Raw genomic sequence first — 13,707 nt, forward strand, 5'->3', positions numbered from 1 at the left:
TAGCGTGGGACATGAAGGCCTCCTGGCTGTGGTGTGGTTCCTCGACAGCTCCACTTCACAACCGGAGGCCTTCACCTGTCAGGTGAACTCACCGATCAGCATCAGGACAACGTCCCTGGACATCACACCTAGCGGGGCGGCCACTTCCCCATGTCCATGGACCTGGGGAATGCACGGCGCGCGGAGGCGGTGCGCGCCCCGCTAGGGAGGCCAGACGGTGCGGGCGGGTCGGGTCGGTGAGCTACGCCAGCGAGTCGACGAAGACGGCGGCGATCCCTTCGAGGCCGCGCTGGTCGTCGTCGGTGAACCGCGCGGTGCGTTCGCTGTCGAGGTCGAAGACGCCGATCAGTTCGCCGTCGCGGACGAGCGGCACCACGAGCTCGGAGTTCGTAGCGCCATCGCAGGCGATGTGATCGGCGACGGCGTGTACGTCGTCGATCCGCTGCGTGGTGCGCGTGCGCGCGGCGGCCCCGCAGACGCCCCGGTCGAGCGGGATGCGGATGCAGGCCGGGAGGCCCTGGAACGGCCCGACGACGAGCTCGGCACCGTCGTAGAAGTAGAAGCCCACCCAGTTGAGGTCGGGCACCGTCGCCTTGACGAGCGCCGAGAGATTGGCGGCGTTGGCGATGCGGTCGGGTTCGCCGTCGAGGAGGGCGCGGGCGTAGGTGGCGAGCTCGGCGTAGCGCTCGGCGGGGGAGTCGGAGAGGTCCGGCAGGGTGAACGACACGACTCGACGGTACGGGGTCCGACGGTGCGCCGACACCCTCCCGCGGGGCGTGATTCTGGGTGGAGGCTGAGAGCGTTATCGAATCGGAACCGGGATGATCGGGATCGAAAAAACACCTCGTGTACAGCGCTGACCTGCCTGAGTGCATCGATCTTCACCGGTGGCTGTCGCTGAACTGACATGCCGCTCCGACTAAGAGTTTGTCAGGAACTGAGATCTGGCCTACAGTTCGTGCCGAGTACTGAATCGCTCGCGTTGCTCTGTCACGGGTCCTCCCGTGGCGGCGACGGGGTCGGCACGCCGGCGCCGCGCAGCGGTTTGCACGCGCCCACCGGGCGGAAACACTGAGGAAGAGAGTCTCGTATGCGTATGCGCAACGGCTGGGCCAAGAAGGCCACCGCCGCCGCGGTCACCGTGGCTGCCATTCCGGCCCTGACGATCGCCGGCACGGGCGCCGCGAACGCCTGGGGCCCCGGCAGCGCCCAGAACCCGCCGAAGGGCTTCAAGCAGGCCTTCGTCAACGGCGCGGGCATGCCGAACGTCAAGGTCCGGAGCTGGGCGTCGACCACGACGAACCCCAAGAACGCCCCCACCGTCGTTCTGCTCGACGGTCTGCGCGCGACCTGGGACGTCTCCGGCTGGGAGCGCGACTCCAACGTGGCCTTCCTGTCGCAGCAGGGCGTCAACGTCGTGACGCCCGTGGGCGGCACCTCGAGCTGGTACACCGACTGGCAGAGCCCGTCCTCGACGAACCGCCAGGCCTACCGGTACACCTGGGCTTCGTTCCTGAAGAACAGCCTTCCGCAGTACATCCGCAGCCTCGGTTTCAGCGACAATGTTTCGCTGGTCGGTCTGTCGATGTCCGGTAGCGCCGCGATCATCAACGCTGTCGAGTCGAACGGCTACTACAAGCGCGCCGCTTCGCTCTCCGGCCTGAACAACATCTCGGCGCCCGGTGTCCCGATCGCCGTCGGCATCGCCTCCCTGGATTCGGGCGGCTACAACGCCGGACTCGACATGTGGGGCGGCCCGCTGGACGCGCGTTGGGCCAAGAACGACCCGACGGTGCAGGTGAACCGCCTGAAGAACATCCCGCTGTGGATCTCGGCCGGTAACGGCGTCTTCGGCAAGTACACCCCGAACCCGGGTCCGGCCGACGTCATCCAGGGCGTGCCGCTCGAGTGGCTCGCGCTCTCGCAGTCGCGCGCCTTCCAGGGTGCGGCGCAGCGCGCCGGCCTGAACAAGGTGCATTACGACTTCCCGCCGGCCGGCACCCACACGTGGGGCTACTGGCAGGACCAGGTGTGGCAGATGCAGCGCACCGGCTGGTTCTCGAAGTAATCCTTCGCGATTCCACGAACAGATCACACGACAGGCGGCCTCGTTCGGACGAACGGGGTCGCTTGTCGTATTGTGAGGCGGACGACTTTCCTGAGGAAACAGGGAGGGTCTGTAACGACTTACCCTGTGATTGCGATGAGATCCAGGGAGAGTGTCGCTCATGTTATTGATGTGAATCATGTGACATGTGTGATGAATGATGTTAGAGTGACGGCTGTGACATGGCTGGTCGAGTGTGACCATCTGTCCGGTCCACCAGCAACTGCGCGGAGACTCCGCGTGAAAAAGGAGAGGTCAGCAATGCGAGCAGCCTGGGGTAAGCGAGCGGGTGCGGCGGTTCTCACCGCCGCCATGGTGCCCGCCCTCGCCGGTCTGGGTGCCGGCGTCGCCGGTGCCTGGGGTCCGGGGTCGGCACAGAATCCGCCCAAGGGCTTCAAGTCCGAGAAGGTCGACGGAGCCGGCATGCCGGCCGTCACGGTGCGTTCGTGGGCCTCGACCACGACCGACCCGGCGAAGGCCCCGACCGTCGTCCTGCTCGACGGTCTGCGCGCCACGCAGGACGTCTCGGGCTGGGAGCGCGACTCCAACGTCGCCTTCCTGTCCGAGAAGGGCATCAACGTCGTCATGCCCGTCGGTGGCACGGCCAGCTTCTACACGAACTGGGCGAACACCTCCCGGCACGGCAACGGAACCTACAAGGCCACCTGGGGCAACTTCCTCGCCACCAGCCTGCCGTCCTACATCAAGTCGCGTGGCTTCTCGAGCAACCTCTCGATCGTCGGCATCTCGATGGGTGGCGGCGCCGCCCTCATCAACGCCGCGAACAACCCGGGCGTCTACAAGCGCGCGGCTTCGCTGTCGGGCTTCCTGAACACCTCGGCGCCCGGCATGCCGGTCGCCGTGGGCGTCGCCATGCTGGACGCGGGCGGCTACAACGTCCTCGACATGTGGGGCGGCCCGTTCGACGCCAACTGGGCGAAGAACGACCCGACCGTGCAGGCCGCGCGCCTGTCGGGCACCAAGCTGTGGATCACCGCGTCGACCGGCGAGCCCGGCAAGTACACCCCGAACCCGTCGCCCGCCGACATCGTTCAGGGTGTGCCGCTCGAGATCCTCGCCAAGTCGCAGTCGGAGGCCTTCAAGGCCGCGGCCGACAAGGCGGGCGTGAGCGCTCACTACGACTTCTCGGCGGTGGGCACCCACACGTGGGGCTACTGGAGCGATCAGGTCTGGCAGATGCAGCGCACGGGTTGGTTCAACTGACCTCGCGTTGAGCTGACGTCTCGCACGGAAGGCCCCGGGCACCTGCCCGGGGCCTTCCGGTGTATCGGTACGCTTTTCAGCGAACCCACACGAGAGAGTCGAGGTTGCAGCCCTGATGACCCCGCCGGCCCCGCTCCCCCCCACGAACGCCGATTCCGACGAGCCCCTCGGCTTCCGTATCGACCCCGTGCTCGCGCGCAGCTGGCTGCTCGTCAACGCCGCGCAGCCGGAGCGCTTCGACGCCGCCGCCCGCTCCCGCGCGGACATCGTGGTGCTGGACATCGAGGACGCCGTCGCGCCCAAGGACAAGGTGGCGGCGCGCACCAACGTGGTCGACTGGCTCAGTCGCGAGGTCGACGGTCGCCCGAACGACGGGTGGGTCCGCGTCAACGGCTTCGGCACGCAGTGGTGGGCCGACGACCTGGAGGCGCTGCGCGAGGCGAAGAACCTCGGCGGCATCATGCTCGCGATGGTCGAGTCGATGGACCACGTGACCGAGACGGCCAAACGGCTGCCGGACACACTCATCGTCGCGCTGGTCGAGACCGCGCGCGGGCTGGAGCGGATCGGCGAGATCGCCTCGGCCAAGGGCACCTTCCGCCTGGCCTTCGGCATCGGCGACTTCCGGCGCGACACCGGCTTCGGCGGCGACCCGACGACGCTGGCCTACGCGCGCTCGCGGTTCACCATCGCGGCCAAGGCAGCGCATCTGCCGGGCGCGATCGACGGGCCGACCGTCGGATCCAAGGGGCTGCTGCTGACGGAGGCCACTGCGGTCTCCGCCGAGTTCGGCATGACCGGCAAGATCTGCCTCACGCCCGACCAGTGTCACCCGGTGAACGAGGGGCTGAGTCCCTCACCCGAGGACATTCGCTGGTCGCGGGAGTTCTTCGCGGACTTCGACCGCGACGGCGGCGAGATCCGCAACGGCTCGGACCTGCCCCGTATCGCGCGTGCCACGAAGATCCTCGACCTGGCCCGCGCGTACGGCATCGTCGTCTCCGACGGGCTCGACGGCGAGCACGCGCCGGCCCCGTCGGACACCTTCCACTACTGACCCTGCGACGAGGCCCCCGTACCGCGTTCCGGCGGTCGGGGGCTTCGTCGCGCCCGCGATCAGGCCTGGCGCAGGGCCTCGATGTCGAGCGTCAGGGTGATCTTGTCGCCGATGACCTTGCCGCCGGTCTCGAGGGGCATGTCGATCGAGATGCCGAAGTCCTGGCGGGTGATCACCGTGCTCGCCTCGAACGCGGCGACCTCGCCCTGGCCCATGCCGGGGTTGGTGCCGAGGAACTCGAGGTCGAACTGCACGGGCTTGGTGACGCCGCGCAGCGTGAGCTCGCCGTTGAGCACGTAGTTCGAGCCCTTCTCTGCGACGCCGGTCGAGAGGAAGGTGGCCTTCGGGTGGTTCTCGGCGTCGAAGAAGTCGGCGGTGCGGATATGGGCGTCGCGCTGCGCGTTGCGGGTGTTCACGGAGTTCACGTCGACCTCGGCGGAAAGCGACGCGGTGCCGTCCTCGGCGACCGTGATCGTGCCGCTGAACTCGTCGAAGCGGCCCTTGACCTTGCTCACCATCAGGTGGCGCACGGAGAACTCGACGGACGAGTGGACCGGGTCGACGACGTAGGTGCCGGCGGGGAGGACGTTGCTCATGGGAAATGCTCCTTCGAAGGTTGGACTCTCACGACTCATCGAGCATAACCGGACTGCGGTCCGATGTATTCCGGGTCCCGAGAACGCGCCGAGGTTCGTCCGCCGAAGGCCGCTTCTAGGCCGCCCCGTGGAAGACCGCCTCCACGTTGTTGCCATCGGCGTCGCGGACGAAGGCGCCGTAGTAGCCGGCGTGGTACTCGGGCCACAGGCGCGGCGCGTGCAGCGACTCCGCCCCCAGCTCGAGGGCGACCCGGTGGAACTCGTCCACCGTCGCGGTGTCCGGCGCGGAGAACGCGATGTGTGCCTCCCGGTTCGACGGTCCCCCGGCGGCGCCCGAGATCCAGAAGACGGGCTGCTCGGCGCCGTAGCCGACGGCCACGTCGAAGTCCATGAGCCTGCGCGAGCCGAGCACGGCGAGCACCCCGTCGTAGAACCGCTTCGCCGCGTCCAGGTCGGCACAGTTGATCCCGAAGTGGTCGATCATGTCGGCTCCTCGCCCGATGCCGGGCACCCTCTGCACCCGCGATGTCCTCAGGTCTAGCACCGGAGGCCGACAGGTTTCAGGACAATGCGGCGCGCGCCGCCTCCCGCGCGGCCTGCGGGTCCGGTGCGGCGACGGCGGCCTCGGCGGCCCGCCGGCACTGTTGCAGCGTCACGGAGCCGACCTGGGCGCCCACGGCGGCCGCGGCGCCGGCCGCACAGGACAGCGAGGTCACGCCGAGGCCCACGAGCACACAGGCGAGCAGGGGGTCGGCCGCGGCCTCGCCGCACACGCCCACGGGCTTGTCCGCGGCGACGCCCGCGCGAGCCGTCAGCTGGATCAGGCGCAGCACCGCGGGCTGCCACGGATCGGTGAGCGCGGCGAGCTCGGTGCTCATCCGGTCGGCGGCCATCGCGTACTGCGTGAGGTCGTTGGTGCCCAGGGAGGCGAAGTCCACCTCGGCCAGCACGGCGTCGGCGCACAGCGCGACGGCGGGGACCTCCACCATGACACCCGCGGTCAGCCCGCGCGCCCGGCACTTCGCGGCGAAGTCGCGGGCCTCCGCGGCGGTGGCGATCATCGGCGCCATCACCCACGGCTGCGCGGCGGCGCCCTCGGCCGCGGTGGCGATCGCGTCGAGCTGCCGGTCCAGCAGTCCGGGGTCGCCCTCCGCGATGCGAATGCCGCGCACCCCCAGCGCGGGGTTCTCCTCCTCGCCGTGATCGACGAATTTCAGCGGCTTGTCCGAGCCCGCGTCCAGGGTGCGGATCACGACCTTCTGCCCGGGGAAGGCGTCGATCACCTCGCGGTACAGCGCGGCCTGCTCCTCCACGGAAGGTTCGTCGGCACGGTCGAGGAATGCGAGTTCGGTCCGGAACAGGCCCACGCCCTCCACCTGCCGCTCGGCGGCGCCGCGCGCGGTGGCCCCGTCCTGCACGTTCGCGAGGATCGCGATGGCGGCACCGTCGGAGGTGTGCCCGGGCCCGCGCCACCGCGCGACCTCGGCCGCCCGCCGTGCCGATTCCGCGACCAGGCGGCGGGCCTCGCCTTCGTCCGGTGCGACGGTGACGGTGCCCGTGCCGCCGTCGAGCAGGACGGGCGTGCCGGCGTCGACGGTGCCGGCTCCGGTCAGGCCGACGATGCAGGGGATGCCGAGCTGCCGGGCGATGATCGCGGTGTGGCTGGTGGGGCCGCCGAGCCGGGTACCGATGCCGACGATGAGCGCGGGGTCGAGGCCCGCGGTGTCGGCGGGAGCGAGGTCGTCGGCGAGCAGGATCGACGGTGCCGCCGGAACCGGGACGCCGGGCTCGGGACCTCCGAGCAGCTCGGCGACGACGCGATCGCGCACATCGCGCAGGTCGGTGACGCGCTCGGCCATGAGGCCGCCGAGCTTGGTGAACATGTCCGCGAACTGCTCGGTCGCGGCGGCGACGGCGTTCGCGGCGGGGGTGCCGGCCCGGATCAGCTTCTCCGTCGTGCCGATCCAGGCCTTGTCCGCGGCGAGGCCGGCGTTCGCGCCCAGAACCTCCGCAGCCGCGCCCTGGGCCTGCGCGGCGCGGGTTCGCAGCCGGTCGGCGACGGCCTGCGCCGCGGTGGAGAACCGGGCGGCCTCGGCGTCCCGGGCGTCCTCCGGCACGTCGACGGGCGGCGGGACCTCGGGGCGCGCGCCGGGCCACATGACGGGCGCGTAGGCGACCCCGGGCACGACGGGGGTGCCGGTGAGGGTGGCGGGGCCGGGCGCGGTCGACTGCTGCGAAGTCATGTGACCCAGATTACGAAATCCTCTTGACTTGTCAACACAAACAGGCGTAAAACCAGATAAAGCAAATCCATAACCACAGAAACCCACGAACTCGGAGGGGTCATGTACGCGGAGGAACGACAGCGCGCGATCAGTGAACTGGTCGGCGGCCGCGGCCGGGCGTCGGTCATGGAGCTGGCCGAGCGGTTCGACGTGACGCCGGAGACGGTGCGCCGTGACCTGGATGCCCTCGAGCGCCTCGGCGGCGTCCGGCGCGTGCACGGCGGCGTCGTTGCCGCGGGCGTCCTCGCCGGCGCCGAGTCGGCGCTGGGGGAGCGCGAGGGCACCAACGCCGACGCCAAGCGCGCGATCGGCTCCGCCGCCCGCCGCTTCCTGCCGCCCGCGGGAGGCTCCGTCCTCTTCGACGCGGGCACCTCCACCATCGCCGCGGCTCGCGAGGTCCCGGCGAACCTGCACATCACCGCGATCACCAACTCCGTGCCCGTCGCGGCCGCGCTGTCCCTGCGCGAAACGGTCGAACTGCGGCTGCTCGGCGGGCGTGTTCGGGGGCTGACCCAGGCGGCGGTCGGCGCGGGCACCGTCGCCGAGATCGCGGGGCTGCGGACCGACGTCGCGATCCTCGGTGCCAACGGACTCAGCGCGGAGCGCGGCCTCTCCACGCCGGATGCCGACGAGGCCGCGGTGAAGACCGCGATGGTCCGCGCCGCCGACTTCGTCGTCCTGGTGGCCGACTCGTCCAAGTTCGCGCAGGAGAGCCTCGTCGCCTTCGCCGCGCTGGACGACATCGACGTGCTCGTGACCGACGCCGCCCCCACCGGCGCGCTCGCGGCCGCGCTCGCCGACCACGGCGTGGACGTCGAGGTCGCCGGCCGATGATCGTGACCGTCACCGCCAACCCCAGCCTGGACCGGCTCGTCGCCCTCGGCGGGCCGCTGCGGCGCGGCGCCGTGCACCGCGCCGAGGGCGCCGCCGCCGACCCCGGAGGTAAGGGCGTCAACGTCTCCCGCGTGGTGCACGCGGCGGGGGAGGGCACCGTCGCCGTGCTCCCGGCCGATCAGGGCGACCCGTTGCTCGCCGGCCTCTCCCGGCTCGGCGTACCCGCGATCCCCGTGCCCGTCGGCCACGAGGTCCGCAGCAACATCACCGTCACCGAGCCCGACGGCACCACCACCAAGCTCAACGCACCCGGGGCGCCGCTGGCGCCGGAGGCGGTGCGGGCCCTGGAGGACGCGATCCTCTCCGCCGCCGACGGTGCCGCCTGGCTCGCCCTGTGCGGCTCGCTTCCGCCCGGCCTCCCGGACGGCTGGTACGCCCGTCTCGCCGATCGCCTCGGCGCCGGCGGCCCGCGTATCGCGGTCGACACCTCGGGACCCGCTCTCGCCGCCTCGGCGGTGCGCGGCGTCGCGCTCCTCAAGCCCAACGCCGAGGAGCTCGCCGAGCTCGTGGGCCGCGGCTCCGAGGCCGGCGCCGAGTTCGAGAGCCGAGCGGCGGCAGGCGATCTCGGTCCCGTCCGCGCCGCGGCGGAGGAGTTGCAGCGCGTCACCGGGGGCGCCGTCCTCGCCACGCTCGGCGCCGCGGGCGCGCTCCTGGTCACCGCCGAGGGCGCGTGGGCGGCGACCCCGCCGCCGGTCACGGTCCGCAGCACCGTCGGCGCCGGCGACAGCTCCCTCGCCGGCTATCTCATCGCGCATGCGCGTGGCGCCGATGCGCCGCAGCGTCTTTCCCTCGCGGTCGCCTACGGCGCCGCGGCCGCAGCACTGCCGGGCACCCAGGCGCCCCGACCGGAGGAACTCGCCGTCGCCGACGTGCGAGTCATCGCTCTGTAGCTTCCCGACGATCCATCAGCAGAACCGGAGAACACCCCATGACCGAATCGATCATCGCGCCCGAGCTGGTCGCGCTCGACGTCTCGGCCGGCACCGACAAGTCCGAGGTGATCGCCTACCTCGCCGGCCGCATCACCGACGCCGGCCGTTCCACCTCCGTGGACGGGCTCGTCGAGGCGGCGCTCGCCCGGGAGGCCCAGTCCGCCACCGGCCTCCCGGGCGGCATCGCCATACCGCATTGCCGCGCCGCGGCCGTCACCTCCGCGAGCCTCGGCTTCGCCCGGCTCGACCCGAAGGTCGACTTCGGCGCCCCCGACGGCGGCGCCGACCTCGTCTTCCTCATCGCCGCACCGGAATCCGGCGGATCGCAGCACATGAAGCTGCTGAGCGCGCTCGCCCGCGCCCTGGTGCGGCCCGAGTTCACCGCCGCGCTCCGCGCCGCCGCCACACCCGAGGAGGTGGTCGCCCTCGTCGAGGACGTCATCACCCCGAAGCCCGCGGAGCCCAAGCCCGCCACAGCCGCCGCGCCCGCCCCCGCCGCCGCAGAGGCGGCACCGTCGGGCAAGCCCTCGCTGGTGGCGATCACCGCCTGTCCCACGGGGATCGCGCACACCTACATGGCCGCCGACGCCCTGAAGCTGGCCGCCGAGCGCGCGGGCGTCGAGCTGACCGTCGAGACCCAGGGCTCCTCCGGCTCCACGCCGCTGTCGGCGCAGACCATCGCCGACGCGGGCGCCGTCGTCTTCGCCACCGACGTGGGCGTCAAGGGCCGCGAGCGCTTCGCCGGTAAGCCCGTGATCACCTCGGGCGTCAAGCGCGGCATCAACGAGCCGGACGCCATGATCGCGGAGGCCGTCGCCGCGGCCTCGGACCCGCACGCCGCGACCGTCGACGGGACCGCCTCCGGGACCGCCGAATCCGCGCCCGCGCAGGCGGGGCTGGGTGGGCAGCTTAAGCGCGCCCTGCTCACCGGCGTCAGCTACATGATCCCGTTCGTCGCCGCGGGCGGCCTGCTCATCGCCCTCGGCTTCCTGATCTCCGGCGGCTACGAGATCGGCCTCGATCACGGGGACGACGGCATGTCGAACGGCGCGTACTACGCACTGCACAACTCCCTCACGAATCTGCCTGACGGTGGCCTGCGCGCCTACCTCGGCGGGGTCGCGTTCGCGACGGGCCAGGCGGCGATGAGCCTCATGGTCGCGGTGCTCGCGGGCTACATCGCCTACGCCATCGCCGACCGCCCCGGCCTCGCACCCGGATTCGTCGCCGGCGTGCTCGCGGGCACGGTGGGCGCCGGCTTCATCGGCGGCGTCGTCGGCGGCTTGCTCGCGGGCGTGGTCGCGCTGTGGATCGGCAAGCTGCAGCTGCCGCAGTGGGCTCGCGGCCTGATGCCGGTCGTGATCATCCCGCTGTTCGCCACGCTGATCACGGGCGGCCTGATGTACATGGTCCTGGCCGGCCCGCTGCGCTGGGTGAACGAGGCGATGACGGACGCGCTCAACGGAATGAGCGGCAGCTCCAAGATCGCGCTCGGGGTGGTGCTCGGCCTCATGATGTGCTTCGACCTCGGCGGCCCGGTCAACAAGGCGGCGTACGCCTTCGCGGTCGCGGGGATCGGCGCCGCCGGCGCCGGCGTGCCGCAGTGGGAGATGATGGCCGCCGTCATGGCCGCGGGCATGGTGCCGCCGCTGGCGCTCGCCCTCGCGTCCACCGTCCTGCGCCCGGGCCTGTTCACCGAGCCCGAGCGGGAGAACGGCAAGGCCGCCTGGTTCCTCGGCGCCTCGTTCATCTCCGAGGGCGCCATCCCGTTCGCCGCGGCCGACCCGCTGCGGGTGATCCCGTCGATGATGCTCGGCGGAGCCGTGACCGGCGGCCTGTCCATGGCGCTCGGCGCCCAGCTGCGCGCCCCGCACGGCGGCGTCTTCGTACTGTTCGCCATGAACGGCACGTGGTGGAAGTTCCTCATCGCACTCGCCGTCGGCGTCGTGGTGAGCGCCGTGACGGTCGTCGCGGCCAAGTCCGTCGGCCGCCGGAGCGCCTTCGCGGCCGAATCCGCTCAGCCCGCGGCCGTCGCCGCGTAATACTGGTCCTGACCACTCGCGCGGCCGACCGGCGGCGCGCAGACGAACACCCCCCACGAGGAGAGCCATGCCCAGCACCACCGTCGCCGTCGGATCGGCCGTCGGCCTGCACGCCCGCCCCGCCGCCGTGATCGCGAACGCCGTCAACGAGTCGGGCCACGAGGTCACCCTGTCCGTCGCCGGCGGCGAGCCGGTGGACGCCGGGTCCGCGCTCATGATCATGACCCTCGGCGCGGAGCAGGGCGTGGAGGTCACCGTCGAATCCGCCGATCAGGGGACCGTCGACGCGATCGCGGCCCTCGTCGCACAGGACCTCGACGCCTGAGCCACGGGCCTAGGTGACGGGCGCGATGCAGTAGCTCACGCGCTGTGGCGCGGTGTAGTTCAGTGCCGACGAGCCGCGGCAGGTCAGCGGGGCGCCCGCGGCGCGCTCGATCACCCGGATCACGTTCGACGGTGCGCTGCCGGTCGCGGCCGGGCAGTCGACGGGGCGGATGTCGGTGGTGGCGGCCTTGTCGGGCTTGACCTGATAGCAGTTGCCCAGCGTGAGCTTGGGGACGACGCAGAGCACGGAGCCCGCGGACTCGACGCGGGCGTAGCTCGGCGCGCTGCACGCGGTGTTCGCGGCCGGCTTCTCGGCGACGGCGAAGCTGAAGCCGTCGCCGTCGCACCCGGTGCGGGTGGCGTTCCCGCCCGAGACGGTGACGCAGTCCCCGACCTCGACGGAGCTCACCGGCGCGACCTCGGGACTCGAGGGCTTGACGCCGAGGAGCAGCACCGCGGCGCCCATCACGATCGCGGCGATGAGGCCGGAGTAGATCACCGAGCTGACGATCCGCCAGGTGGCGGTGGGCCGCACCTCGTCGAGCCGCCGGCCCACCGTCGTCGCCTCGAGGCGACGACGGAGCGCGGCGAGACGCGGCTGCGCGGGCTGCTGGAAGGACATCGACATAGTCTCAATCTTAACTTGAGGCTCAGTAGATAACACAAGTCTCAATTTTCACAGGTAGTTCGGCGCGGCTCGGCCCGACGCCGACGCGGGCTCACTAGGCTTTGCGACATGTCATTCGACGACGCGCCCGTCATCGCCGTGGGGCCGAAGCCCGATCCCGAATTCGACGCCGCGATCACCGCCGGCGGTGGCGAGCCCGGCCCGCTGGCCCGCGCCGACGGCCTCGTCTGGACCGATGCCCGCGCGAGCCTTCCTGCGCTGCCTCCGAGCGTGCGCTGGGTCCAACTGCCCTTCGCCGGCGTCGAGGACTTCCTCGACAGCGGCGTCATCGCGGAACATCCGAAGGTCGTCTTCACCTCGGCCGCCGGGGCGTACTCCGGCACCGTCGCCGAGCAGGCCATCGCCCTCCTGCTCGCCGGCGTGCGCGGCCTCTGGAGCCGCGAGACCTCGTGGGACGCCGCGGGGGCCGCGGGCCGCACGGGCCGCCTCGGCGGCACGACGGTGGCGGTCGTCGGCGCCGGCGGCATCGGCCGCGACCTCATTCCGGCGCTCCGCGGGCTCGGTGTCAAGGTCGTCGCCGTGAACCGCTCGGGCACCGACGTCTCCGACGCCGTCGTCGTGACCGCCGACCACCTCGACGAGGTCTGGCCCGCCGTCGACCACGTGATCCTGGCGGCACCGTCGACGGCGAAGACCCGGGCCCTCGTGAACGCGAAGGTCCTCGCGCAGCTCAAGCCGCACTCGTGGATCATCAACGTCGCGCGGGGCTCGCTCATCGACACGGACGCGCTGGTCGCCGCGCTGAAGAAGGGGACGATCGGCGGCGTCGGCCTCGACGTGACCGACCCCGAGCCCCTGCCCGACGGCCACCCCCTGTGGTCGATCCCCAACGCGATCATCACCCCGCACGTCGCGAACCCGCCGCAGCACCTGCGGCCCGCGCTGCTCGCGCGCGTCGAGGTCAACGTCCGCCGCTTCGCCAACGACCTGGAGCCGCTCGCCGTCATCGACGCCGACCGGGGCTACTGATGTCCGACGGCCCGTCGTCCACCGGGGGCCCCGACGGCGGGACGCCCGGCGACGATGCACCGGGCGCGGGCGCGACGGCCACCCCCGACGAGGTCGACCTGATCGTCCGGGGGATCGTCGGACTCGCCAAGCGGGTCCGCAGTGACGCCCGTTTCGTCGGCGCGGAGGTCTCCTACGTCGACTTCACCCTGCTCTTCGTCCTCAACGAGTCGCCGGGGATCCGGGCCGTCGACCTCGCGGAGGCGGTGTCGATCGACAAGTCGACCGCCAGCCGCCAGCTCGCGGGGCTCGAGCGGCGAGGGCTCATCACCCGCGCCGCGGACCCCGGCAACCCCCGGTCCCGGCAGCTGCGGCTGACCGAGAAGGCCGAGCGGGTGCTGGCCGAGACGGACCGCGAATGGCGCCGCCGGATCCAGGCCCGGACGGCCGACTGGTCGCCGGAGGAACGGCGCACCTTCGCGACCCTGATCGACCGGTACATGAGCGTCGATCTGCCCGGCGAGGAGCGCCCGGCAGGGCTCTGATCACGGGCGGAGGCCCGGGAAGTGATGCGGCTGGTGAGGCTACCGAGCGGTAAGTTATGCCGTGC

The 13,707-nt window shown here is 71.6% G+C and carries 14 protein-coding genes; 9 read left to right on the forward strand and 5 right to left on the reverse strand.

The genetic code is table 11. The annotated features are described in order from the left end of the window. Nucleotides 1–241: 241 nt before the first annotated feature. Entirely contained in the window at nucleotides 242–727 is a 486-nt protein-coding gene (locus FK529_RS18010) for a free L-methionine (R)-S-oxide reductase MsrC (protein ID WP_146563811.1), read from the reverse strand. Between the two features lie 363 nt (nucleotides 728–1,090). On the opposite strand from FK529_RS18010, the gene FK529_RS18015 reads away from it, so the two are divergent. The 3 genes from FK529_RS18015 to FK529_RS18025 all read left to right on the forward strand — a co-directional run bounded on the left by FK529_RS18015 (nucleotide 1,091) and on the right by FK529_RS18025 (nucleotide 4,388). Further along, nucleotides 1,091–2,068 (forward strand): alpha/beta hydrolase, encoded by a 978-nt coding sequence (locus FK529_RS18015; protein ID WP_146563813.1) that lies wholly within the window; start codon nucleotides 1,091–1,093, stop codon nucleotides 2,066–2,068. A 300-nt stretch (nucleotides 2,069–2,368) separates the two neighbouring features. Continuing rightward, on the forward strand, nucleotides 2,369–3,331 hold the full coding sequence (locus FK529_RS18020; RefSeq protein WP_146563815.1) for an alpha/beta hydrolase: 963 nt from the start codon (nucleotides 2,369–2,371) through the stop codon (nucleotides 3,329–3,331). A gap of 115 nt (nucleotides 3,332–3,446) precedes the next feature. Next, nucleotides 3,447–4,388: an HpcH/HpaI aldolase/citrate lyase family protein gene (locus FK529_RS18025; RefSeq protein WP_146563817.1), complete on the forward strand. Its 942-nt coding sequence runs from the start codon at nucleotides 3,447–3,449 to the stop codon at nucleotides 4,386–4,388. A gap of 59 nt (nucleotides 4,389–4,447) precedes the next feature. Here the strand turns inward: FK529_RS18025 and FK529_RS18030 are convergent, their stop codons facing one another. The 3 genes from FK529_RS18030 to FK529_RS18040 form a co-directional block, all read right to left on the reverse strand. After that, nucleotides 4,448–4,984, reverse strand: coding sequence for a YceI family protein (locus FK529_RS18030; RefSeq protein ID WP_146563819.1), 537 nt, complete (start codon nucleotides 4,982–4,984; stop codon nucleotides 4,448–4,450). A 115-nt stretch (nucleotides 4,985–5,099) separates the two neighbouring features. Beyond that, complete coding sequence (locus tag FK529_RS18035; RefSeq protein ID WP_146563821.1) at nucleotides 5,100–5,468, reverse strand: VOC family protein; 369 nt, start codon at nucleotides 5,466–5,468, stop codon at nucleotides 5,100–5,102. A gap of 76 nt (nucleotides 5,469–5,544) precedes the next feature. After that, nucleotides 5,545–7,227 (reverse strand): phosphoenolpyruvate--protein phosphotransferase, encoded by a 1,683-nt coding sequence (locus FK529_RS18040; RefSeq protein ID WP_146563823.1) that lies wholly within the window; start codon nucleotides 7,225–7,227, stop codon nucleotides 5,545–5,547. 102 nt (nucleotides 7,228–7,329) lie between these two features. Between FK529_RS18040 and FK529_RS18045 the strand changes: the two genes are divergently transcribed. The 4 genes from FK529_RS18045 (at nucleotide 7,330) to FK529_RS18060 (ending at nucleotide 11,462) form a co-directional block, all read left to right on the forward strand. Then, on the forward strand, nucleotides 7,330–8,103 hold the full coding sequence (locus FK529_RS18045; RefSeq protein WP_146563825.1) for a DeoR/GlpR family DNA-binding transcription regulator: 774 nt from the start codon (nucleotides 7,330–7,332) through the stop codon (nucleotides 8,101–8,103). Further along, nucleotides 8,100–9,053 carry a 1-phosphofructokinase family hexose kinase gene (locus tag FK529_RS18050; protein WP_146563827.1) on the forward strand — a complete coding sequence of 318 codons (954 nt, stop codon included), beginning with the start codon at nucleotides 8,100–8,102 and terminating at the stop codon, nucleotides 9,051–9,053. The genes FK529_RS18045 and FK529_RS18050 overlap by 4 nt, the downstream gene beginning before the upstream one ends. A 38-nt stretch (nucleotides 9,054–9,091) precedes the next feature. Continuing rightward, nucleotides 9,092–11,137: a PTS fructose transporter subunit IIABC gene (locus FK529_RS18055; protein WP_146563829.1), complete on the forward strand. Its 2,046-nt coding sequence runs from the start codon at nucleotides 9,092–9,094 to the stop codon at nucleotides 11,135–11,137. 67 nt (nucleotides 11,138–11,204) lie between these two features. Beyond that, a complete protein-coding gene (locus FK529_RS18060) occupies nucleotides 11,205–11,462 on the forward strand; it encodes an HPr family phosphocarrier protein (RefSeq protein WP_068523395.1) in 258 nt (85 codons plus the stop codon). Nucleotides 11,463–11,471: 9 nt separating this feature from the next. On the opposite strand, the gene FK529_RS18065 is transcribed toward FK529_RS18060, so the two are convergent. Then, nucleotides 11,472–12,089 (reverse strand): hypothetical protein, encoded by a 618-nt coding sequence (locus FK529_RS18065; RefSeq protein WP_146563832.1) that lies wholly within the window; start codon nucleotides 12,087–12,089, stop codon nucleotides 11,472–11,474. A gap of 108 nt (nucleotides 12,090–12,197) precedes the next feature. On the opposite strand from FK529_RS18065, the gene FK529_RS18070 reads away from it, so the two are divergent. Then, complete coding sequence (locus FK529_RS18070) at nucleotides 12,198–13,118, forward strand: D-isomer specific 2-hydroxyacid dehydrogenase family protein (RefSeq protein ID WP_146563834.1); 921 nt, start codon at nucleotides 12,198–12,200, stop codon at nucleotides 13,116–13,118. Continuing rightward, the gene (locus FK529_RS18075; RefSeq protein WP_146563835.1) at nucleotides 13,118–13,642 is read left to right on the forward strand and encodes a MarR family winged helix-turn-helix transcriptional regulator; all 525 of its coding nucleotides are present in this window, start codon (nucleotides 13,118–13,120) and stop codon (nucleotides 13,640–13,642) included. Before FK529_RS18070 ends, FK529_RS18075 begins: the two co-directional genes overlap by 1 nt. Nucleotides 13,643–13,707: the final 65 nt, after the last annotated feature.

It is taken from the genome of Tsukamurella asaccharolytica, from assembly GCF_007858435.1.
GTDB classification, from domain to species: Bacteria; Actinomycetota; Actinomycetes; order Mycobacteriales; family Mycobacteriaceae; genus Tsukamurella; species Tsukamurella asaccharolytica.

Bases quoted from the DNA above. Each gene is read 5' to 3' on its own strand.
- FK529_RS18015 (WP_146563813.1), top strand. From the start codon at position 1,091: ATGCGTATGCGCAACGGCTGGGCCAAGAAGGCCACCGCCGCCGCGGTC.
- FK529_RS18020 (WP_146563815.1), top strand. From the start codon at position 2,369: ATGCGAGCAGCCTGGGGTAAGCGAGCGGGTGCGGCGGTTCTCACCGCC.
- FK529_RS18025 (WP_146563817.1), top strand. From the start codon at position 3,447: ATGACCCCGCCGGCCCCGCTCCCCCCCACGAACGCCGATTCCGACGAG.
- FK529_RS18030 (WP_146563819.1), bottom strand. From the start codon at position 4,984: ATGAGCAACGTCCTCCCCGCCGGCACCTACGTCGTCGACCCGGTCCAC.
- FK529_RS18035 (WP_146563821.1), bottom strand. From the start codon at position 5,468: ATGATCGACCACTTCGGGATCAACTGTGCCGACCTGGACGCGGCGAAG.
- FK529_RS18040 (WP_146563823.1), bottom strand. From the start codon at position 7,227: ATGACTTCGCAGCAGTCGACCGCGCCCGGCCCCGCCACCCTCACCGGC.
- FK529_RS18045 (WP_146563825.1), top strand. From the start codon at position 7,330: ATGTACGCGGAGGAACGACAGCGCGCGATCAGTGAACTGGTCGGCGGC.
- FK529_RS18050 (WP_146563827.1), top strand. From the start codon at position 8,100: ATGATCGTGACCGTCACCGCCAACCCCAGCCTGGACCGGCTCGTCGCC.
- FK529_RS18055 (WP_146563829.1), top strand. From the start codon at position 9,092: ATGACCGAATCGATCATCGCGCCCGAGCTGGTCGCGCTCGACGTCTCG.
- FK529_RS18060 (WP_068523395.1), top strand. From the start codon at position 11,205: ATGCCCAGCACCACCGTCGCCGTCGGATCGGCCGTCGGCCTGCACGCC.
- FK529_RS18065 (WP_146563832.1), bottom strand. From the start codon at position 12,089: ATGTCGATGTCCTTCCAGCAGCCCGCGCAGCCGCGTCTCGCCGCGCTC.
- FK529_RS18070 (WP_146563834.1), top strand. From the start codon at position 12,198: ATGTCATTCGACGACGCGCCCGTCATCGCCGTGGGGCCGAAGCCCGAT.
- FK529_RS18075 (WP_146563835.1), top strand. From the start codon at position 13,118: ATGTCCGACGGCCCGTCGTCCACCGGGGGCCCCGACGGCGGGACGCCC.